The sequence below is a fragment of the Oenococcus sp. genome (assembly GCF_047725585.1).
Classification (GTDB): Bacteria; Bacillota; Bacilli; order Lactobacillales; family Lactobacillaceae; genus Oenococcus; species Oenococcus kitaharae_A.
The window spans coordinates 36,564-56,715 of sequence record NZ_JBDNNF010000002.1 but is presented as its reverse complement, the minus strand read 5'-3'; the positions used below and the strand labels follow the sequence as shown (position 1 = coordinate 56,715).

General features: G+C 42.6%; 22 protein-coding genes, 1 tRNA gene and 1 other annotated feature. Of the genes, 8 read left to right on the top strand and 15 right to left on the bottom strand.

The window, feature by feature from the left end; translation table 11 throughout:
- Window positions 1-82 precede the first annotated feature (82 nt).
- Window positions 83-901 (bottom strand): 2-keto-4-pentenoate hydratase, encoded by an 819-nt coding sequence (locus ABF487_RS02695; RefSeq protein ID WP_415634406.1) that lies wholly within the window; start codon window positions 899-901, stop codon window positions 83-85.
- Window positions 902-1,115: 214 nt separating this feature from the next.
- Window positions 1,116-1,360 (bottom strand) — a binding site (T-box leader).
- A 306-nt stretch (window positions 1,361-1,666) separates the two neighbouring features.
- Between ABF487_RS02695 and ABF487_RS02690 the strand changes: the two genes are divergently transcribed.
- On the top strand, window positions 1,667-2,407 hold the full coding sequence (locus tag ABF487_RS02690; RefSeq protein WP_415634405.1) for a M15 family metallopeptidase: 741 nt from the start codon (window positions 1,667-1,669) through the stop codon (window positions 2,405-2,407).
- On the opposite strand, the gene ABF487_RS02685 is transcribed toward ABF487_RS02690, so the two are convergent.
- Entirely contained in the window at window positions 2,404-3,699 is a 1,296-nt protein-coding gene (locus ABF487_RS02685; RefSeq protein WP_415634605.1) for a threonine/serine ThrE exporter family protein, read from the bottom strand. The genes ABF487_RS02690 and ABF487_RS02685 overlap by 4 nt on opposite strands.
- A gap of 274 nt (window positions 3,700-3,973) precedes the next feature.
- Between ABF487_RS02685 and ABF487_RS02680 the strand changes: the two genes are divergently transcribed.
- A complete protein-coding gene (locus ABF487_RS02680) occupies window positions 3,974-4,384 on the top strand; it encodes a hypothetical protein (RefSeq protein WP_263778612.1) in 411 nt (136 codons plus the stop codon).
- Window positions 4,385-4,388: 4 nt separating this feature from the next.
- On the opposite strand, the gene ABF487_RS02675 is transcribed toward ABF487_RS02680, so the two are convergent.
- Window positions 4,389-5,156: an NrtR DNA-binding winged helix domain-containing protein gene (locus ABF487_RS02675; RefSeq protein ID WP_415634404.1), complete on the bottom strand. Its 768-nt coding sequence runs from the start codon at window positions 5,154-5,156 to the stop codon at window positions 4,389-4,391.
- A 183-nt stretch (window positions 5,157-5,339) separates the two neighbouring features.
- Here ABF487_RS02675 and ABF487_RS02670 point away from each other — a divergent pair, with 183 nt between their 5' ends.
- Both ABF487_RS02670 and ABF487_RS02665 read left to right on the top strand, forming a co-directional pair.
- The gene (locus ABF487_RS02670; protein ID WP_415633157.1) at window positions 5,340-5,606 is read left to right on the top strand and encodes a CsbD family protein; all 267 of its coding nucleotides are present in this window, start codon (window positions 5,340-5,342) and stop codon (window positions 5,604-5,606) included.
- 114 nt (window positions 5,607-5,720) lie between these two features.
- Entirely contained in the window at window positions 5,721-6,569 is an 849-nt protein-coding gene (locus ABF487_RS02665) for a glycosyltransferase family 8 protein (RefSeq protein ID WP_415633158.1), read from the top strand.
- Window positions 6,570-6,587: 18 nt separating this feature from the next.
- On the opposite strand, the gene ABF487_RS02660 is transcribed toward ABF487_RS02665, so the two are convergent.
- Complete coding sequence (locus tag ABF487_RS02660; RefSeq protein WP_415634403.1) at window positions 6,588-7,085, bottom strand: GNAT family N-acetyltransferase; 498 nt, start codon at window positions 7,083-7,085, stop codon at window positions 6,588-6,590.
- Between the two features lie 36 nt (window positions 7,086-7,121).
- Window positions 7,122-7,571 (bottom strand): GNAT family N-acetyltransferase, encoded by a 450-nt coding sequence (locus ABF487_RS02655; protein WP_415633160.1) that lies wholly within the window; start codon window positions 7,569-7,571, stop codon window positions 7,122-7,124.
- A 116-nt stretch (window positions 7,572-7,687) separates the two neighbouring features.
- Here ABF487_RS02655 and ABF487_RS02650 point away from each other — a divergent pair, with 116 nt between their 5' ends.
- A complete protein-coding gene (locus ABF487_RS02650) occupies window positions 7,688-8,248 on the top strand; it encodes a hypothetical protein (RefSeq protein WP_263778606.1) in 561 nt (186 codons plus the stop codon).
- A 97-nt stretch (window positions 8,249-8,345) separates the two neighbouring features.
- A complete protein-coding gene (locus tag ABF487_RS02645; RefSeq protein WP_415633161.1) occupies window positions 8,346-8,744 on the top strand; it encodes a pyridoxamine 5'-phosphate oxidase family protein in 399 nt (132 codons plus the stop codon).
- Window positions 8,745-8,797: 53 nt separating this feature from the next.
- On the opposite strand, the gene ABF487_RS02640 is transcribed toward ABF487_RS02645, so the two are convergent.
- The 7 genes from ABF487_RS02640 to ABF487_RS02610 all read right to left on the bottom strand — a co-directional run bounded on the left by ABF487_RS02640 (window position 8,798) and on the right by ABF487_RS02610 (window position 16,172).
- Window positions 8,798-9,301, bottom strand: a complete 504-nt coding sequence (locus ABF487_RS02640) for a GNAT family N-acetyltransferase (RefSeq protein ID WP_007746949.1) — start codon at window positions 9,299-9,301, stop codon at window positions 8,798-8,800.
- A gap of 69 nt (window positions 9,302-9,370) precedes the next feature.
- Complete coding sequence (locus tag ABF487_RS02635; protein WP_415634402.1) at window positions 9,371-10,309, bottom strand: sensor histidine kinase; 939 nt, start codon at window positions 10,307-10,309, stop codon at window positions 9,371-9,373.
- Window positions 10,296-10,946: a response regulator transcription factor gene (locus ABF487_RS02630; RefSeq protein ID WP_263778602.1), complete on the bottom strand. Its 651-nt coding sequence runs from the start codon at window positions 10,944-10,946 to the stop codon at window positions 10,296-10,298. Before ABF487_RS02630 ends, ABF487_RS02635 begins: the two co-directional genes overlap by 14 nt.
- 98 nt (window positions 10,947-11,044) lie before the next feature.
- Complete coding sequence (locus ABF487_RS02625; RefSeq protein ID WP_415634401.1) at window positions 11,045-13,048, bottom strand: FtsX-like permease family protein; 2,004 nt, start codon at window positions 13,046-13,048, stop codon at window positions 11,045-11,047.
- Window positions 13,049-13,807 carry an ABC transporter ATP-binding protein gene (locus tag ABF487_RS02620; RefSeq protein ID WP_415634400.1) on the bottom strand — a complete coding sequence of 253 codons (759 nt, stop codon included), beginning with the start codon at window positions 13,805-13,807 and terminating at the stop codon, window positions 13,049-13,051.
- 115 nt (window positions 13,808-13,922) lie between these two features.
- Window positions 13,923-15,584 carry a hypothetical protein gene (locus tag ABF487_RS02615; protein ID WP_415634399.1) on the bottom strand — a complete coding sequence of 554 codons (1,662 nt, stop codon included), beginning with the start codon at window positions 15,582-15,584 and terminating at the stop codon, window positions 13,923-13,925.
- 36 nt (window positions 15,585-15,620) lie between these two features.
- The gene (locus tag ABF487_RS02610) at window positions 15,621-16,172 is read right to left on the bottom strand and encodes a TetR family transcriptional regulator (RefSeq protein ID WP_415634398.1); all 552 of its coding nucleotides are present in this window, start codon (window positions 16,170-16,172) and stop codon (window positions 15,621-15,623) included.
- Between the two features lie 128 nt (window positions 16,173-16,300).
- Between ABF487_RS02610 and ABF487_RS02605 the strand changes: the two genes are divergently transcribed.
- Both ABF487_RS02605 and ABF487_RS02600 read left to right on the top strand, forming a co-directional pair.
- Complete coding sequence (locus ABF487_RS02605) at window positions 16,301-17,086, top strand: SDR family oxidoreductase (protein ID WP_415634397.1); 786 nt, start codon at window positions 16,301-16,303, stop codon at window positions 17,084-17,086.
- The gene (locus tag ABF487_RS02600; protein WP_415634396.1) at window positions 17,083-17,409 is read left to right on the top strand and encodes a nuclear transport factor 2 family protein; all 327 of its coding nucleotides are present in this window, start codon (window positions 17,083-17,085) and stop codon (window positions 17,407-17,409) included. The genes ABF487_RS02605 and ABF487_RS02600 overlap by 4 nt, the downstream gene beginning before the upstream one ends.
- Before the next feature lie 42 nt (window positions 17,410-17,451).
- On the opposite strand, the gene ABF487_RS02595 is transcribed toward ABF487_RS02600, so the two are convergent.
- From ABF487_RS02595 to ABF487_RS02585, 3 genes are all read right to left on the bottom strand, one after another.
- Window positions 17,452-17,523: transfer RNA gene (locus ABF487_RS02595), tRNA-Glu, on the bottom strand.
- Between the two features lie 58 nt (window positions 17,524-17,581).
- Complete coding sequence (locus ABF487_RS02590; protein WP_415634395.1) at window positions 17,582-18,877, bottom strand: MFS transporter; 1,296 nt, start codon at window positions 18,875-18,877, stop codon at window positions 17,582-17,584.
- The gene (locus ABF487_RS02585; RefSeq protein WP_415634394.1) at window positions 18,846-20,150 is read right to left on the bottom strand and encodes an alkaline phosphatase family protein; all 1,305 of its coding nucleotides are present in this window, start codon (window positions 20,148-20,150) and stop codon (window positions 18,846-18,848) included. Before ABF487_RS02585 ends, ABF487_RS02590 begins: the two co-directional genes overlap by 32 nt.
- Between the last annotated feature and the right edge of the window lie 2 nt (window positions 20,151-20,152).

Sequence of the window (20,152 nt, the reverse complement as noted above, 5' to 3'; positions counted from 1 at the left end):
TTCATTTTAACGTATCTCTGCCAAAAAGATGGCCAACATAAAAAGTTCTCGACTTGCGAGAACTTTTCAACACTCAGATAAATTAATTTTCCGAAACAGTCACGGATACTTCACCCAATCCCTGGTCAAATGTCGCTTGCCAATGTCCGGCTTTCAAAGATTCTGGCAGCAGGAAGGTTCCGCTAGAAACGCGCTGACCAGCTTTTAACTGCATCCCCCGCTCTGCTAATTTGCTTGTCAACCAGTGCAAAGAATGCAAGGGATTGCCTAGTACTTCTGAAGATGCGCCATCCTTGACTTTTTTATCATTAAAGAACAATTGGCATTTTACATGTGCTAAGTCATCAACCCGATTAAAGAGCTGATCTGTATCAGTTTCCTGACCATAGACTACATATCCGCCTACCGCCGCGTCTGCCATGACCATGTGCTTGGATAAGCTTGGGAACCAGTCCGCGAAACGGGAGTCCGGCACTTCAACGGCTGCTGCAACTTGCGTCTTATGCATCAAATCCTCTAGTGAATCTTGACTGGACAAATCCTCTTTAGCCGTAAAAAGCATCTCCACTTCCGCCAACGGTGCCATTAGCTGCTGCTGTTTCAAATTTGCTGGCGACTTCAAAAAATGGCTGGCTACTTGAGCACCATAAAGTGGTGAATCCGCGTCAAACATATCCTGTGTCTGCTTACTCGTCAATGAAACTTTGTATCCACCAACTTTTTCATTTTTCAATTCTGTTAACTGCCTTTGAACACGATAGGCACTCTGGTCATCAGTGACAAGCCCTTTAAAATCCGACTCTTTTAGTGCTTCATGTGATTGGTAAGCCTGAAATAAAGCGTCTACCATTTTTGTTTCGTTAACAGATAATCCTTGATAATTTTCTACTTCTTCGGTCATAATTTTTTCTCCTAATTTTTAACTATTTTAATTTTTTTAATTACGCCTGCTCGATGAGAGGCATTTGCTAATAATTCGAATCAGACTCCTTCTAATATCAGCTTTATCTTGATCTTCACTTGAACCCATAATGTCAGATTCCATTTGCCTCACCACCTTTAGAAAAATTATCGTAAATAATAAAAAAACGCCCTCAATCGTACACGAATGTACAATTAAGGACGCAATAGCGCGATACCACCTTATTATCACAATCCTGTCACCAGAATTGCCTCACGCGTACGGCAAAATGCGATACGCTGGCACGATAATGGGTGCACCCAATGACACCTACTACGCGATAGCGATTCGGCACATAGCTCAGAGATGATAATCAGAAATGATTCGGTACTGCTTTTCATCAACCAGCAGTTTTCTAAAACCAGAGTCAAACCCAAAAGTTCTCTTCAACGCTTTAACTATTTAACGATTGACATTAGCTTACACAGGGAATTTGATCATGTCAACAAGAAAATTTAAAAAAATCAATATTTCACATAATCACAAGAAACCGTCCCAATTTCAAAAATTCCAGCAATTGATAAAATAGACTTGTTAGATGAATTTTTAATGAGGTTTGTCAATGACAAAAAAAGGAATTAAAACAGCTTCGGCCGAAATAATTGAAAAAGTCAAAAACAGAATTAAGAAGAAACCCAAAAAACGACAGCAAAGTAAAAATACAAAACATAATTGACGATTTTAAGAAGAAAAGAAGGACCAAAAATGGTACTTAATGCTCAAGAAGCGCAAATGACACCAATTAAAAAACTCGTTGACCTTTGGGACAATGAGCAAGTCAGACAAATTAGAATTATCCCAGAAAATGACCCCCTTGTATCACTGAATTATTTTCCCGAAAAAATCATCATCAGCCCCCAATATTTTATTCAAGGATTAGACGGTGCCCTGCCCGACCTTTATGCACGCGAGCGTGTTTATCAGCAGTTATTAAAAGCTGCGGCTCTATTGCCTGCCGGCTATAAATTTGTCATTTTTGATGCTTGGCGCAGTATCGCGACTCAAATGGCTCTCTTTGAAAAAATGAAGGGCTTTGTCCTCAGAGACCATCCTGATTTCGATGACAAACAAGTGACAACAGCAGCTAGACGGATTGTAGCTTTGCCAGCAACAGATATCGAAAAACCATCTCCGCATAATACTGGTGCCTCATTAGATTTAAGTATTGCAGATGCCTCCGGCCGGCTTTTAGACATGGGCGGCAATTTTGATGATGCCGGTGCTTACAGCAGAACGGATTTTTACGAAGATCACACGGATACGCCACAAGACCAGCAGGCACAAGAAAACCGCCGGCTGCTCTATCAGTTGATGATCACGGCTGGTTTTAGCAATTATATCGAAGAATGGTGGCATTTTGATTATGGCAATCAAAACTGGGCTTATGCTCTAGGCCAAGATCATGCTTTATTTGGTGCAGCCTCGCCAAAATTCCCTTGGATCTAATCCGAGTAGCGCCATCTCTTATCCATGATCAGCCGTGCGACAAAAAGACCCATCGGCAGAAACATAATAATTAAAATTGCCTGGGTTAGCCAGGTGGCGCCGGCCGAAATATGATTCAGCCCGATATAATACATGGCCCGATAAATATACAGGCCTGGCACCATGATCACAATCGCTGGCACAGTCAGACTGATTCGAGGGAATCCGGTCTTACGATTAATAAAGGAAGCCAGCATGCCAGCGGTTAAAGCACCGGCAAACGCCGCAGCCGCTGCTGGAATATTCGTTAAATCAACCAATTCCAACCGCAGCGTATTTGCGACAGCACCAATGCAACCAGCTAAAAAGGCCATTCTCCAAGGACTGTTGAACATCATCGAAAAGCCATAGACACCACAAAAACTAGCCGGAATCCGCAGCAGCATCAGCTGCCAATCATTGAGGCCCAAAGGCAGAAAGTTGCCCGGCGCAAAATGGACCAGCAAAGCAACCAGCCAGCCAACCAAAGTAGCCACTAGAGTAATCATTAAGGCATAAGTCAATCGCTCCAGGCCCGAACGCATATCGGACTTGGACATATCCAGCATGCTTGTGATGAATGGGAATCCCGGAACCACAAAGAGCATGGCGCCAATATAGCCGACTTCATGCTGAGGTGCAATCATAAAAAAGATACCAAGTAATTTAAAAATACCCAGATATGACAAGCTGGCCAAAGCGACACCTGCAGCCGTGCAGGCCAATGTTGTAATGTGATGGTCGATGAGTTTTCGGCGCAGCAAGTTTCCCATGCCAGCCCCAATAAAAGAGCAGATCATCTCGACAATCCCGCCCCCAAGTAGGAAAACGAAGCCGCTGCAGGCTAATGCTGCAGCAAAAGCAGCCTGCCAATATGAATAGTTGCCAGGTTTTCTTTGAATCGCATCCAGTTGTTCATGAATTTCACGGACAGATAGGGGCAGACTTTTTTCTTCAAAATGGTCGACAAAACGTTCCATCTGATCCAGTTTGTCTGTATTCACACCAGTCGCCGGCAAAGACAGTACCTGCGTATAGCTGAGATTATCGCTGAAACAGGTGTATTCGATCGAAATAAGCCCGATATCTGCCGAACATGTCAGCCCCAGGCTGCGTGCAATCGTATTCATGGCCTCGCGTACGCGCCAGGCACCGGTCCCACATGCCAGCATTAAAATACCAACACGCCCAACGACCGATGATCTATCTTCTAGGGCAGCCGAGGCTGATAAACTATCTCGGTTTGCAACAAAACGCCCCCAATGAATCGTCATGTGGTGATTGGGCAGATTGCCAGTATTTTTACGTATGATTTTATTTCTTTTATTAAACATCTCTCTCCGCTAGACGTACTAAAAATAAAAAACTGCTTGCCCATTAAAAAATGGACTACTCACAGGGACTCATTCTAATGCCAATTTCGACGAATAATGACGCAAAAACAAGAAAAAACGTCCGTTTTCGCATCATTAGATGGTCGAAATATTAAAAAAGCACAAAATGGCAAAAATAAATATAATGAACACTAAGACCCAAAGGAGCACATTCATGTATAATGGCAGACCGTTTCTGCAGATTTTTATTTTCTTAAAAAAATTTTTAATCGCCACAGTTGCCCTACAACTGGTTTTTTCGCTGATCGTCACGAATATTCAAGAATTCCCTATCAGTGATAACCGTAATCTCATTTCGACTATTTCGATTTACACAGCCATTTTCATCGCGCTGCTAAACACTTTCCAAGGCATCTGTGTCTTCGTCGATGTTAACCGCCTTTTCAGAATTATTTATGTGGTCAGCTGTTATCTGAGCAACGCCTTAATTGTCACCGTCTGCCTTGTTAATCTTCAGATATCAAATTTCATGTACGCTGGCATCGTTGCCGGCGCGATCGGTTTGTCCCTACTGTCTTATGAATTTTATACAAAGAAGTCTGCCATGTTCGATGAAACTGATTAAATTGCTACTCGATCAAATAAGATAAATGGTAGAGCTTAGCCGGCCGGCCTTTATATCTGCTATTGCTGGTGCCAACTTCTTGGAATAAATGCTGATGTGTTTTTTTGAAATTAGAATTATCAATCTTAACAATCGGCAGCTGCAAAAAGGCGGCAAACACTGATCGTGCTTTTTTGAGCGTAAAAGTATCACCTAAAACCAGCAGAATGTTTGGCTGGTAATCCAGTTTGTTTTTAATTCTCTGACAAGCAGATTTGACAATCCATTCATGGTCAAAAGCTAAGTCCGTCTGAGGCGACAAGGCATTTAGATGTTCGTAGTAGACAGCTTCATCATCCTCTGCGGCTGTATAAAAACGCGATTGGCCATGTGTCAGGCAAAAACGGCCTTTATGTGATGAGAATGAGAACCAGTGGGCATCCAAGGCACCATAACCAGCCTTTAGCTCAGGCATTTCCGGCAGAAAAGTCATATAGGCCAAAGATAAAACACGCCGATCCGGCGCACGCAGTTTATTCGTAAAAGTGCCTAACTGTTCCGTATGGACACTGGATAAATTTAAACCGATTTTCTCTTTGATCAAACGCAGCACAGCTGTCTCGCCGCTTTCCTGAGTCCGCATAAAAGTCTCTGGCAAGGCCCAATAATTTTCATAGGGTTCGTCTGCTCGTTTGACTAACAATAGCTGCAGCTGATCATTTATTTGATCGTAACTCCAAATTACATTCGTAATCGTGATATATGGTCGTTCGAGAACCGTTGTTTCCAGCACAAAACACCTCTTATAACTAATTTAATACAAACACAGCCAGCTGACCGAAAAAAGTGGCAAGGCCGATCAAAATGCTGGTCTGCCTCATCAGGGTAAGCGCTTAATCTTGATTTAACGCGCCTTTGATAGGATTAAGTCATCGGCAATTAACCGATAAACTACTATTTTCCAGGAGGAGAAGCAATGTCATTGAAAGATAAAGCAAATTCACTCAAGGAACAAATCGCCGGAAAAGCTAAAGAGGCTGAAGGCAGAATCACCGGCGACAAGGCCAGAGAGGCTCAAGGAAAAGCTCAAAGCACAGTCGGCGATCTGAAAAGCAAGCTGTCTGATGCTAAAGATGCCGTCAAAGACAAAGTCGACGATGTCAGGGATGGCTGGTCCAAGAAAAAAGATCAGTCAATAAAAAAAGTCGATGAGGCCGAAAGGCAACAGAAAAAACAAGATTAAATTAAGAGAAAAGGTCTTCGGGCCTTTTTATTTTGTCCATTAATAGACTGTCAGCAACAGGGCGCGATAGATATGCTTTAGTTATAAACTTAATAAAGAGGCCCGAAACAAATCATGAATCTGCTCTTTTCGATTACAGATAACTATGTCCATCAGTTGGAAACGACACTCTTTTCAATCAAGTGCAATAATGTAAAACAACAGTTTGACGTTTATGTCCTGCTGGCTGACACTGAAAATTCCGATAATCTGGCTGACCTGAAATCCTTTTGTCAAAAACTCGACATGATTCTGCATCTGATTCAAATACCGAACGACACTTTTTCTAAAGCACCCAAAAGCCAGCGCTATCCACAGACAATTTACTATCGTTTGATCGCACAAAATTTTCTGCCCCAGCAAATGGACCGCATTCTTTATCTGGATTGTGATCTTCTATGCCTGAATCCCTTCAAAGATTTTTACAAATCTGATTTCCAAGATAACTTGTATATCGCGGCTAGCCACACAGAAAGCATTAAAATCGGCCGCACTTTCAACAAAATCCGCCTTGGCAACTATGATGTCGACAATTACTTTAATTCCGGTGTCCTGCTGATGAATTTGAAATTAATCCGTCAGCAAGTCAACATGGCCGATATTTATCATTACATCGACAGCAACAGCCTGCAGCTGTTTTTACCGGATCAAGATGTCTTGAATGCCCTATACGGCGATAAAATCAAATCCGTAGCTGACGTGCTTTACAATTACGACACACGTTATTTCAGTGCCTATAAATTATTAAACGGCGGCACGACGGATCTGGACTGGGTCGTGCAAAACACGGTTTTTCTGCACTTTTGCGGTCAGGGAAAACCCTGGCACAAATCTTATTCCGGCAAATTCGCGGCTCTTTACAAATATTATCAATGGCTGGCGCAAAGAGATGTTCTCGCCTATCCCGATCCTGTGACAGATTAATGTGCCCGAGTCAGCTCTTTATAATTGCTTATACATGAGTTTCCCGGGCTGATTATGGCCATCAATCCTTAACAACAGTGGATAGTCACCGGATATTTTAAATCCAAATTTTTCATACAAGCGTATCGCTCGTGTATTACTGGTTAAAACATCCAAATAAATCACAGACAGCTGCCAGCTTTGCTGGACATAGTTAATCACTTTTGCCATCAACGAACTGCCAATCCCCTGCCCCCAGTAATCTTCATCAACACTGATGGCTAATTCGCCTCTTTTTAAATACCTGGGCAGCAATCTTCGACTGATAGATGCTAAACCAACAATTTTCTCATCGGTAATGGCCACAAAAGAAATATTGCTGTCGTTGTTGCCCAAATGGCCTCGCATTTTGTCAGGGCGAAAACGCTGCTTCACATCCGCCGTACTAAAACTAATGTTGGATGTCTGTCCCGCAACCTTAAGCAAATACGCATACCAATTATCAACATCGTCTACATTTAAAGGTCTAATCAGCATTTTGCACCTCGAATTTCTTCATCCTGTTCTTGCTTATTATAGTGTCAAGGCCATCTTATAATCATCAATACCCAAGCGCGAATCGTGATAACGCGGCCCGATATCTTTAAATGCGTTTTTTAAATAGAAACCATGTGCACTGGCGCGTGCCGTCAGCGTGACGTTTGTATAGCCGGTTGTTTTTAAATCTGCTAAAACAAATTTCAGCAGCTTGCTACCCAATCCTTGTCTTTGAAAATCCGTACGGACTGCAAAGGCAACAAGACAAGCTGTCGTTGGCGAAAGCGCGTAAACACTCAGCGTTGCCAATAATTCATCTTCAAGCAAAAGACCGTAAAATTGATTATCTTTCTCGATCGCCAGCTCCGCTCGCTTAAGTGCTTTTCCAATCGGCTTGCGTAAAACATCATTTCGCAAAACTAAATTCTGCTCATAATACTGCTTGTCGCTGCTGTGAAATTTAATTTGTTTAAAATTATCCACCATTGTTCCTGCTTTTCTTTTGGATTGTTGCCCAATATTGTAACAAAACCCATTAATCCACCCGGCAAACAAATCTCATTAAGGATATAATCTGCATTATCTAGGCAAAGGGAGGCTCAATGAATTCTTCATCCATAACTGTCTATCTCCAGCTATTTGGCTTGCTACAAATTTTTTTCTTGTTCCTAGGCGCATTGAATATCATCTGGATATTCAAAATTAGTGCCCGATTCAAAAAAATCCGTTCCGAATTCAAAGAAGCAGGCAAAGAAATGCCCAACGCTGCCAACAGTCCGATTGTCGGTAGGATTGTCTTAAGCCGCCAACGAAAATTGAAAATCACCCAGCTTATCACGATAGCTGGAGGCGTCATGTTCCTGTGGGTCATGTTAACATCCCCCGATAAAACTTCGCCAACATTTCTTGTTTGGCCCTTAGGCTTTTTCAACTTCGCTTTTATTATGAGCTGCGTCTCTTCCTGGATAAATCTCAATTTTCTGCACACAACGGAAATCTGGACCCAGCAATCAAAAGAAAACTCTTTTGGGTTGAAAGATTTAATCCTTAATAATCGCAAACGCATGAAACGCGTGGCCATTATCACCCCAATTTGCCTGCTGATTGATTTGTTTCTCTACGCTGGATTGATTTATTATATTTTGACTTTGTTCGGTAAATAGACAGGAAATTGTGCTTCTTATTTCGCCAATTTTGCTGAATAGATTTCAATCGCTATAATAAGCTTAGTTACTTATTAAATGTTAGGAGATCATGAATATGGCAATTTTAACTGAAGCAATGAAAGATATGGTCAAAAATCAGTTTTGCTTTTTAGCAACAGCTGATGCAGAGGGGAATCCACAGGTTGGGCCAAAAGGGTCTATGCACGTCTTGGATGAGACTCATCTGATTTATTTTGAGCATACCTTCCGGCAGGCCTTTAACAATCTGACCCTAAACGGCCGGGCGGCTGTCGCTGTCGCTGACCGTCAAGCACAGAAAGGTTTTCGTTTCGAAGGGACAGCTCATATTCATGAAGGTGATGACTATGCCAACAGCATTCTATCGAAGACAAAAATATTCGATCGCTTTCCACGTGCGGCTGTCGTGGTCATTGATGTTGAACGCATCTATAAATTAGATAACAATTTGGAGGCTGGCGTGCAGATCGCCTGATTCATAATAATGAAAGAAAAACCGCCAAATGGCGGTTTTTCTAATGACCGAAATCAATCTTTTATTTCCTGTTTGAAAATACCCATGATAAAACTGTCATGGTACTGTCCGTTAGCAAAAAAATGTTTGCGCAGCCTGCCCTCTTCAACAAAACCGAGCTTTTTGTAAACGTGCAAGCCGCGAGCATTATCAACATCAACAAATAAATAGACTTTGAACATATTGATCATATTGAAGGCATAATCCAAGCCTTTTCTCATTGCGACCGTTGCCAACCCTCTGCCGCGAAAAGAGCGATCAATGATAATCTGAATTTCAGTCGTGCGATGCAGAAAATCAATGTCGACTAATTCAAGAATGCCGGCAAACTCGTCATCGACATCAACGACAAAACGCCTTTCGCGTTCATCATGAATATGTTTGTCATACAAAGTGGTTAATTCATCCAAAGATTCATAAGGCTCTTCGAACCAAAAAGCCATCGTGGCCCTCTCATTATCCAACTGATGAATAAAGCCTAAGTCTTTTCGTTCCAGCGGCCGTAATTTGGTGACCATACTATCTCCTCTTATCGTTTATAAACATATTTTAAGCGTAATCAGCATGACGAAACGGGTCAATTGCCTTTAACTGGCTTTCTTTTGTCCGATAGTAACCACCGTCCCCTGATTAATCTGGGAATCGACATGCACAGTCAGTGATAAGTGATCGGCCACTTCTTTTACCAAAAAGAAGCCTAGACCAGTTGCTTTTTGAAAGCGACGGCCGTTATAGCCCGTAAAACCATGGTCGAACAAACGCGGCAGGTCCTCTTTTAAAATACCGATCCCTGTATCTTGAATTTGGATCGCATCCGGCCTAATCGTAATCACAACACCACCGCTTTTCGTATATTTAACGCTATTACTGATAATTTGTTCCAGCACCAAAGCCAGCCATTTTTCATCAGTCGTCCACACAGCATCCCCATCAATTTGAACACGCAGATTCTTTCTAATGAATACAGGTGCAAATTTACGCACCACCCTCTGTAGCAAAGCTTTTAATGGAACCTTAGTAAAACGGTAATCCGTCTGCTGATGATTCAAACGCAGATGGTTTAACAATAAATCCAAATAATTTTCTAATTGAAAAGTCTGTTCCTTGATATCATCAGTCGTGAAATCGCCAGTCTGCCCCATCAAATCCAGCACGGACAGCGGCACTTTCATTTGATGGCTCCAGATGCTGACAACATCGGTCAACTCCTCGTCAAATTGTGTGATACGCGCAAGCTTTGCTTCGTAAAAATCTTTTTGTTCAGCCAACAGCCGCAGCATATCAGCTTCAGCCAACGATTCAGCTTTCAAGTCAACTTCCGGCACCAGTTGACGCACTCTTTCTGCATGCCGGCGGCGAAATTGGTAGTAACGATAAAGGACAAACAAAATTAAAATCGTCGTGCCAAACAGTAAGGCCGACCAAAGTATCTCAAGCGGCACATGACGCAAATAAAATGTCGCACACATAACAGCGATAAAAGCCAGCACACTGAAAAACGCTAAACGATTTTCACGCCAAAACATAACCAACTCCGCGAACTGTCCCGATATAATCAAAACCAATTGTCAGCAGCTTCTTGCGCATACGGGCAATATTGACCTGCAAAGTGTTGGCATCAACGTATTCATCAGATTCCCACAGCTTTTCCAGCAAGATTTCCTTGGTGACAGTTTGATTGGGATGCTCAAATAAAGTACGCAGCAGTTTGCTTTCAGTCGGTGTCAACTCAATACGGTCACTGCCCTTTTTTAGTTCCGAGCCCGCCAGCACGAACTCTTGAAAAGCCAATTGTGTTTGGGAAAATTGGTAAGTCCGCCGCAGCAAGGCATTGATTTTTGCCTGCAGTAAGTCAATCGAAAAAGGCTTTGTCACATAACCATCGGCACCCATATTCATTGCCATGACTTGGTTCATGTCATCATCTGCCGAGCTGAGAAACAAAATCGGCGTCGTTGCCTGTTTGCGGATTTCCGCGGTCCAATAAAAACCGTTAAAATACGGCAGCTTGATATCCATCAAAATCAAGTCTGGCCTTGCGGCAGCAATTTCCTGGGCAACGCTGCGAAAATCCTGCACGGAAAGCAGCTGATAATCGTTAAAGGCAGTCTTGATCTGTTTGACGATTGCTGGATCATCTTCAACAATAAATACGATTGCCATATTTTTTCTCCCCTGTGCTTTGGATACATTTATTCTAATGATTTTCAGCTGATCGGACAAATAAAAAAGCTAGGCCGAATTCGGGATAGCTTTTAAGATCATCTTTCAACAAGCCGGTAATAGACTCTGCTGGTCTGTTTGAAAATCAGATAATAAACAAGGGCGACGACCGCAATTGTGGCAGCACTGGTAAGTAATAATAAGCTCAATCGAGTTGGTACAAAGAGACCAAGCAATTTTTGGATCATCACAAAAGCAAAAGCAAAGTGGCAAACCGCGACAACAATTGGCATGAAGAAGACCAACAGGACTTGTGAACGAATTGTCTGGCGTACCTCCCGTTTGCTCAAACCGACTTCTTGGAGAATCTCGAAACTGCGCTTGTCTTGTTCTCCCTCAGAAATCTGCTTGTAGTAAATAATCAGAGCTGTGCCCAGGACAAAGGTGAAACACAGAATTAAACCAATAAAGAGGAAAGCACCAGCAAAAGACATAAGCACCTGACGTGTCTGATCATAACGCATCACGTTTGGTGGTGTTCCCATGCCGCTTTCCAGCTGCGATTTATCAGAAATCTTACGAATCGGCTGGTTGCTGCCATTCAGACGATAGTCCGATAGTGCTTTATCCAGTTTGACTGCATTTTTGGCAGATAAATCCATGCTGATTGTGCTTTGGAAATGCAAATCTGAATTAAGGCTGTTTCCTCTTTTTCCGGATTGGTCTAAGATAGGCTGAACTTGTTTTTCAGAATTAACAATTAAAAGCAGCCAATTAGAAGCCGTCAGGCTGCGAGTCGGAAAGTTGCGCATACTGCTGATTTTTTCTTTGATATGAAAGCGATGCTGCCCAAAAGTAATCTGTTTGGCGTCAAAATTACCGATTAAGGGAAAAGCGATTGCCTGATTATCGGATAACTGGACTTTTTTGCCAGTTAGCTGCGTATACATATCAGCTGTCATGAAATTAATCGCAGTCAAAGTCGAAAAACGCTGGATGGTCTTAAATTTGCCTTGTTTGATTGACCCATAAAGGCTATCCGACATACTATAAGCAATGCTGTTTTTCAACGGAATGTTATTTTCCTTGGCAACTTGTCCGATTAAAGATTGGCTCTTAGGTAAGGTCGTATTAAAATTAATCATTGTATTGCGAACGAAACTGCCGCGCAGAAAACCGTTAATACTCGTATATAAGCCAATCGTCGTCGCCAGAGTCACAAAAGTCATTGTGACTAAAATCGTGATATTAGCTAGTCCGACGGCGTTTTGCTTCATGCGATAAAGCATGCTGGAAACGGTAATAAAATGTTTCGGCTGATAATAATACTTCTTGTTTTTCTTGCGGCGTTTTAATAGCCAAATCGTAAAGCTCACATAGAACAAGAAAGTACCAGCAATCACAAATAGAACTGCGATAAAAAATTTGACCAAAGCATCCAGCGGCGAAGCAACTGTGACAGCCATATAATAGCCGATAGCGAGAAAGATAATGCCCAAAAAAGCCAAGACGACACGTGCTTTCGGTTCTTTTTCACCGCGGCTTTCATTCTTTAGCAGTTCCAAGCTGGACTGACTTTTAATCGTGACGGCACTGATTATCATGAGCAGCAGATAAATAAAGAGAAAAGCGATTGTGATAGTCACGATTGCTGTCGGGCTCCACTGTAAATTAAAGTAATTCGTACCCAGAATATTAGCCAAAATCAAGTAAAGGAATTTAGCTAGGATCACGCCAAGAGCACTGCCAATAACAACAGTTACGATCAGCATCATGAAGAGTTCCAAAACAGCAATACGGATGATCTGCTGTTTTTTCAGACCCAAAATATTGTAAAGACCGAATTCCTTCGTGCGCCTTTTCAATAAGAAACGATAACTGTAAATCATAAAAACCGTCGCGAAAATCAGCAGCACAATTAAGCCTAAGGCCAGCATCATTGCAGCGTTTGACGCACTCCGAACCTTTCTCAAGCTAGGGCTGAACAAAATACTGGCAATTGTCAGATTCATGACAAACATGACTATACTCGAAAGGCCGAAAGGTAAAAAAGTACTCAGCGACTGACGAATATTGCGGCTAGCAAGTTTTAAATAAAACATTTACTGCACCTCGGTTCCGAGAATATTGGTCATCGTGAGACTAATTTCCTGCATGAATGGGGCTGTTTCTCGATCAGCACGGTAGAGTTGATGGAAAATACGGCCATCTTTAATAAACAGGACGCGTTTAGCATGTGCGGCTGCCATCGCCGAGTGTGTCACCATCAAAATGGTCTGGCCAGCCTGATTAATTGATTCCAGCAAAGACAATAAAGCCTCGCTATTTTTAAAGTCCAGCGCCGCTGTCGGTTCGTCTGCGAGAACCAATTCCGGTTGTGTGATTAAGGCACGTGCAATTGCCACACGCTGCTTTTGACCGCCGGATAGTTCAAAGGGCTGTTTATTTAATAGGCCTGCGATATTTAATTTTGGTGCCAGCCGTGCTAAACGCTGTTCCATGACGTCAGCTTTTTGTCTGCCTAAAACCAGCGGCAGAAAAATATTATCACGCACGGACAGTGTATCCAGCAGATTGAAATCCTGGAAAATAAAACCGAGGTGTTCACGCCGATAGACAGCTAACTGGTTTTCTTTGATTTTTGTGATGTCCTGATCGTTTAAAATCACGGAGCCTGAAGTTGGTTTTTCCAAAGTTGCTAGTATATTGAGCAGCGTCGTCTTTCCGGATCCGCTTTCACCCATGATCGCAATATATTCGCCCTTGTCGACGCCAAAGGCCACGTCTTGTAAAGCAGTCGTCTTCTCTTTGCTAAAACGCGTCTGAAAAATTTTCTGTAAATGATTGACTTGCAGCAGCATATTTTTAATTCCCCTTATCGCTTAGTTGCCAATAAACCGAGTATACAGGGCTCGCCAGTCGCCACTCTGACATTGGTGCGGAAAAAGCTGACAATTTTGTCAGCTAACCGGTTGACTAGTTGCGAGAGCTCTTAAAAATGCGATGCCTTGCGATCAACAAGATGGCAGCAACGGCAGCAAGCAGCCAGGCAAAACTAGCAAGCAGAATAGAAAATCTTTGCAGAGCTGTCTTTTTATAGGTGAGAAGGTAAGTACCCTGGCCTTTGGGAATTCTAGCCGCCACATAGCCCTGATGCGAAAACACCTTAGCCCTTTGCCCACTGCTAAGCGTCACACGATAACCGTCATAATAATATTTAGGGAAAATAACAGTCGTTGTTTGCGGAAAATGATATGCCTGATAGATGGTATCCCCTATCTCTGTGGGAATGATGGTGGTTTTACCAGCCGCTACTTGTCTGGTCTGAAAATGTTTTGGCGGTTTATCATAATTAATCCCATTTGGGACGAACTCTTCGCCACCACCGATAATTTCATTGCCATAACTTGAGAATTGCTGATCAGTTGTCGCGTGTATGCTCATATTCTGAAAATTTGCTAAAGTCTTAAAATTAAATGTCACTGTCAGCAAAACTGATAAAACCATTAATCCGACTTGATACTTTGTTTTTCCGACCAGCGCTGTCAGCAGCAATACAGTAAATAAAGTTGCAAAAGTTAAGAGACGCCATTCGAATTGGATCTTGGCAAGCAGCGTCTTATCGGCAAATGACCAAAATAACAAGTTACTAGATAAGACGAAAAAAGACGATGCAATGAGGAATAATTGACGAGTTCTGGCGGCCATTCTTCCAAAATGCAGCCCAGCATAAATTAGCGTTATGACCAGAATCGGCCCAACATTGGGAGCCAAATTCTGCCAGACGCCAGCACTGTTTGAAAAAGAATTGCTTATTAGCGAGCCCAATGAATAAGACAAACCCTGAGGAGCCATCCTATCCTCGCCCATGAACTGATAACCGCTGTCCATCATCTGCTCCATAATTGGCAGAATGACAGATGCTGACAACGCAACCGCCAGCATGTAGGCGGCTGTTTGCCGATACAAAAAACGCAGTGAATATTTCTTTTGCACAAGCAGCAGCAAATTAAAAATAATCACAATACCTACAATCATGTAGACGGATAAAAAATGAATGTTTGCAATAATACCAAGCGCGATTCCCGTGATAAAAACACCATATTTTTGATCCGTGACAAGTCGATAAAAGCCTAAAAAGAACAGCGGCACAAAGGAATAGACCATCGCCTCGCCCAGAGCGCCTCGAACAAATAAATCAATCGCATAATAGCTGCTGGTCGTATATAATACTGCCGCAAATAGTGCCTGCTGCCGTTTTTTAAAAAAACTGAGCGCACAATAATAACTAATCAATGCCGTCGCCATCACATAGACGAGAAGCAGGCCATAGTAAGAGGCAATGAAGCCAAAGCCAAAATAGTAAAAAATAACAAAGGGCAGTGTCCACAAAGATGGATAGAACAGATCAGCCGCATAGCCGTATCCTCTCGCCATCGTACCAAAGACCATCGGATGAAAATCAAAATGAGTCGCAACCGCCTGATAAAACATGAGCAGACGATTCTTATGAAAAAGAAAATCATCCTGGTTATAGATTTTATGAACAAACAAATAAGGCAGCAGGACTGAGATGGCCACAACTGTCAAAATCAAAATATCATGCCGACGGAAGATGAAAGCTCTGATTTTTGCCATTACTCAATACTATAAATCGCAAACATTGCTCATATCTTAAAGCAAAGCCCTAATCGCCGGCAAAACAAACTGCCACATGTTTTCAAATTGCCCCTTAAAATCCACTTGCCCCCAACTTTTTGAGAATGCCGGCGCAGTGAACCAGGAAAAAGTCATGATAATATTACTTGCCGCCTGCTCCGGTAGACCGGTCAAAGTGACTAATTTAGTATTTAAATCCTGCATATGGTGAGCTAACAATGCTTCATCGTTATCGACGTAAGTCGTATATAAGGCAAACATTTTCGGATCATTGACAAAGCTTTCATACTTGGCACGGCTCAAAGACCAAAGCCAATCATGAATCAATGGTACTTTGTCTGAATATTGGCCAGCATCAAACGAGAAAGTCTCTGATAAAATCGTGTCCAACCATTTAATCGATAGAGCACCCCACAAATCTTTTTTGTTTTGAAAATATTTATATAAGGCCGCATGAGAAGTACCTAGCCGCTCAGCGACATTCGATAATGAGACTTTTTCCATCCCCGAGGCTTCAATCATCTGCTCGGCAGTGGTTAAAATCAATGTTTCGGATAACTTTTGCATGTCCCTATTTTAGCATAGGAGTTACAAAAACAAAAAAATGTCAGTGACAACTATTGACTTTTGTAACTTCAAATATTAAGCTGTTTTTAGTTACAAAAAATAAAAGTTGTAACCTTATCGGAGAAAAAATGCAATTATCAAATAATATCATCTTAATCACAGGCGGAACATCCGGCATCGGCTTGGCCTTTGCCAAAAAATTGATTGAATTAGGCAATACTGTCATCGTGACCGGCCGTTCTCAAAAGAAGATTGATCGGGTCTTATCTGAAAATCCTGGCTTAGTTGCTTTGACAGCGGACGTTTCAGATCTGGATTCGGTTAAATCACTGGTGCAGACAATGACAAAAGATTATCCAAAGCTGAACATAGTCATTAATTCGGCAGGAATTATGCGTCCCGAAGACCTATTTGATCCAAAGCTTGCACCGGAAGAGCTCACTGAGGAGATTGATATTAATCTAAAAGGTACAATTTGGATGGATCAGTTATTGCTGCCCCTATTGAGTGCACAAACAAAATCCATGATCGTCAACATTACATCCGGACTGGCAAATCTTTCCATGCACGCCACGCCAACTTATTCGGCAACAAAAGCCGGTTTGCGTATGTTTACAAACGCCCTGCGTTTCCAGGCAAGCAGACAGGCGCCCGGGCTGCATATTGTCGAACTTGTACCGCCTTTGGTGCGTGGAACCAGTCTTGAAGCCAATAAAAATATTCAAAATCAAGGCATCACAACTAATCAGCTGGTCACAGCCGGTATCGCCGGAATGGCCAAGAACAAAAAACGCATCAACGTCGCTCAATCCAAAGCAATGCAATTGATGGGACGCAGTTTTCCAATGTTCTTTGAGAATCGCATCGCAAAGTCAATGACGAAAGCAAATCAGAAAGCAGGGCAAAAAGCATGACAGCAATTCCTCAGGCAATTCAATCATTTATCACAGCAACCAATGAGGCCAACGATACAGCATTCGTTAACGCCTTTACACCAGACGCTTATCTTGAAGATTGGGGGCGCGTTTTTAGCGGGCACAATGGTGTCGCTTCTTGGAATCGCAGTGACAATATCGGTAAGCAGAGCCATTTCGATTTCGTCTCGATCAAAGACGGTTCCAAAAGCGATGAATATATTGTTACCTTAAAAGTAACCGGAGGCGGCTATAACGGCACCAGCGACATGGTAATGACGATTGCCGGCGACAAGATCAGCCGTTTAATTATTAGTGCTTAAAAACAAAAAAGCGTTACAAGATTTCTTGTAACGCTTTTTTAGTAGCTCGATCGGGAATCGAACCCGAGATTTCGCCGTGAAAGGGCGACGTCTTAGCCGCTTGACCATCGAGCCAAATGGTCAGTGTCGCAATGAAGCAACGTAAATATAGTACGGGAAAACGAGCCGAAGGTCAAGCCTTTTCTGAATTTTCTTTGACGCTGACTAAAAGAATCAGTCCTAACAGGAATAAAACGACCATACTAAAGGCACCAATTTGTACATGTCCAGAAAATTGAGCCGTCACACCAAAGAGAAACGGACCAATAATCGCGGAAAATTTTCCAAAAATATTGAAAAAACCAAAGAATTCCGAGGCACGCTCCTTTGGCAGCAGTTTGCCAAAATAAGAACGGCTCAAAGCTTGAATGCCGCCTTGAGAAGTTCCCACCAGTACCGCTAAAATCCAAAATTCCAAGACAGAATTAATAAACAAAGCATAGCAGACAATCAATAAGTAGATGCAAACGCCAACGATCAGCATGCGTTTAGTCCCTACTCGCCTACCCAAATAACCGTATAAAATCGAAAATGGAAAGGCCAGCAGCTGAACAACCAGCAAGACAATCAATAACTGCGACGGCTGAATCCCGACTGCTAGACCAAATGGCGAAGCAACCGTAAAAATCGTGTTAACACCATCAATGTAGAAAAAATAAGCTAGCAAAAACACAGCCAGTTGCCGATACTCTTTTTCTTTAAAATGTTTAACGGTCCCTGCAATTTCCTGAACGGCCGAGCGGAAAGCATGCTCAGGCAGGGGCAGGCTGCTTTTTTGCCTGACATTCTGCCAAAATGGCAGCGTCCAGAGCAACCACCAAATCGCGGCAATCAAAAAAGCCGCATAATAAGCTGTGTTGCCTTTTAAAAGTCCACTAGCTACCATACCGTAAAAAACCGAAAAAGGCAGGAGACCGCCCATATATCCCCAACCGTAACCAGCCGAACTCACCTTATCCATGCGATCATCAGTCGTGACATCGATTAAGTATGAATCGTAAAAAATATTGCCGGCTGAATAACCGATATTAGCAATCGCAAAAATTCCAAGAAGCAGCCAGAAATGCTGATCCCCTGCCAAAACCAGAGCAGCTGTGGCTGTAATTCCAATGATTGTAAAACTGCTGAATAATTTGCGTTTCATGCCTGCAAAATCTGCCAGTGCGCCTAAAAAAGGTGCCGAAAAAGCAACCAATAATGTTGAGAAGGAATTTGCATATGACCAAAAGGCTGCCGAAGACGCTTGCGAGTAACCGCTATTTTTGCCGACCGACATTAAAAATATCGGTAGGACGGCCGTGACAACGATAATGCCGAAACTGGAATTAGCCCAATCATATAAAATCCAGGACCATTCACTTTTATTTAACCGCCTGTTTTCGACTGTTTTATCCTGCTTATTTGAAGACATCATCGATTGTGCTGCCATCAATTGCCTCCTTGAATTGAAGCCCGAGTATGCGTGCAAAAGTCGGCGCCTCGTCAATCAGACGGGCCTGTTTGACGGTGTGCCCTTCTTTAATGCCGGGTCCGGACAAAATCAGTGTTGTCTGATAATCTTTTTTTGCTGGCAAAAAACCGTGGACAGCGTGATAACGATCCGTCTGGCCAATCGTCCTTGGATCAACTTCTTCGATTAAGTTGTTAACAGCCGCTTCATCGGTGAAATAATAACCCGGCTTGGCCTCAACCATTAAATCGGCATTGGCATCAGCGCCCATTTTGACCAGTTCCTCATGCGTGTAGACTTTTTCAACACCCGCACCGGCATGATCTTTAATCAAATGTGCGATTCCGGCGGCCTTTTTTGGATCTTTCAGATAGATATAGGTCGACCCGTCTGTTGTCTTAGCCAGCACCTGCCAGTCTGTAATGATGCCTTTATCGGCATCATAGTCCAGCCAAGAATTTTGTTTGAACAGATAATTCAAATGGATCATGCTACTGACATTAATTTGATAGTGATCACCTAAAACGACAATATTCGTCTCGTTAAAGCGGCCGTCTTCTTTGAGTGCCTCAATCATCAAACCAAGATGTGTGTCCAAGCGCGACAAGGCTGCCAATGCTTCCGGTGATTCGACGCCATAATGGTGACGCATTGAATCCAAATCTACCAAATGAATCAGGGTCAGATTCGGAAATTTGTGTCTCAGTGTCCAGACAGCCGATGCTGTAACAAAGTCATCCAATTGCGGCTGTGAAATACCATGACGCATTTTGCCAAACAACGAATTCATGTGAATCGTAAAAAAAGGCGAGCTAGCGCGAAAAGACTGCGTATATTGATTCTGCCAAATTCGATTAGGAAAAATTTCAGCGATATTATATTTAATGGCCGGGCTGCCTGCCGTAACAGGCCACAAAAACGCTGCCACAGTCATCTTATTTTCATGAGCTAATTGGTAAAGCGTCGGTTTTTTAATATACTTAGCCCACCAATACCAATCAGGCGATAGCCCGCGGGATAATTGCGTCAGCGTATTATTCACAATACCGTGCCGACTGGGATAGTCTCCTGTCACAATTGTCGTATGGCTCGGATAAGTCAGGGTCGGATAGATACCAAATACTTTTTCGACATGCGTGCCACTATCAATCAAGGCTTTTAAATTCGGCATTAAATCCAAATGGTTCTTTGTATCCAGTTCTCCCAAAGCGTCAAAAGAAACTACCAGTAAGTGTTTCTGATCATTTAGCATAG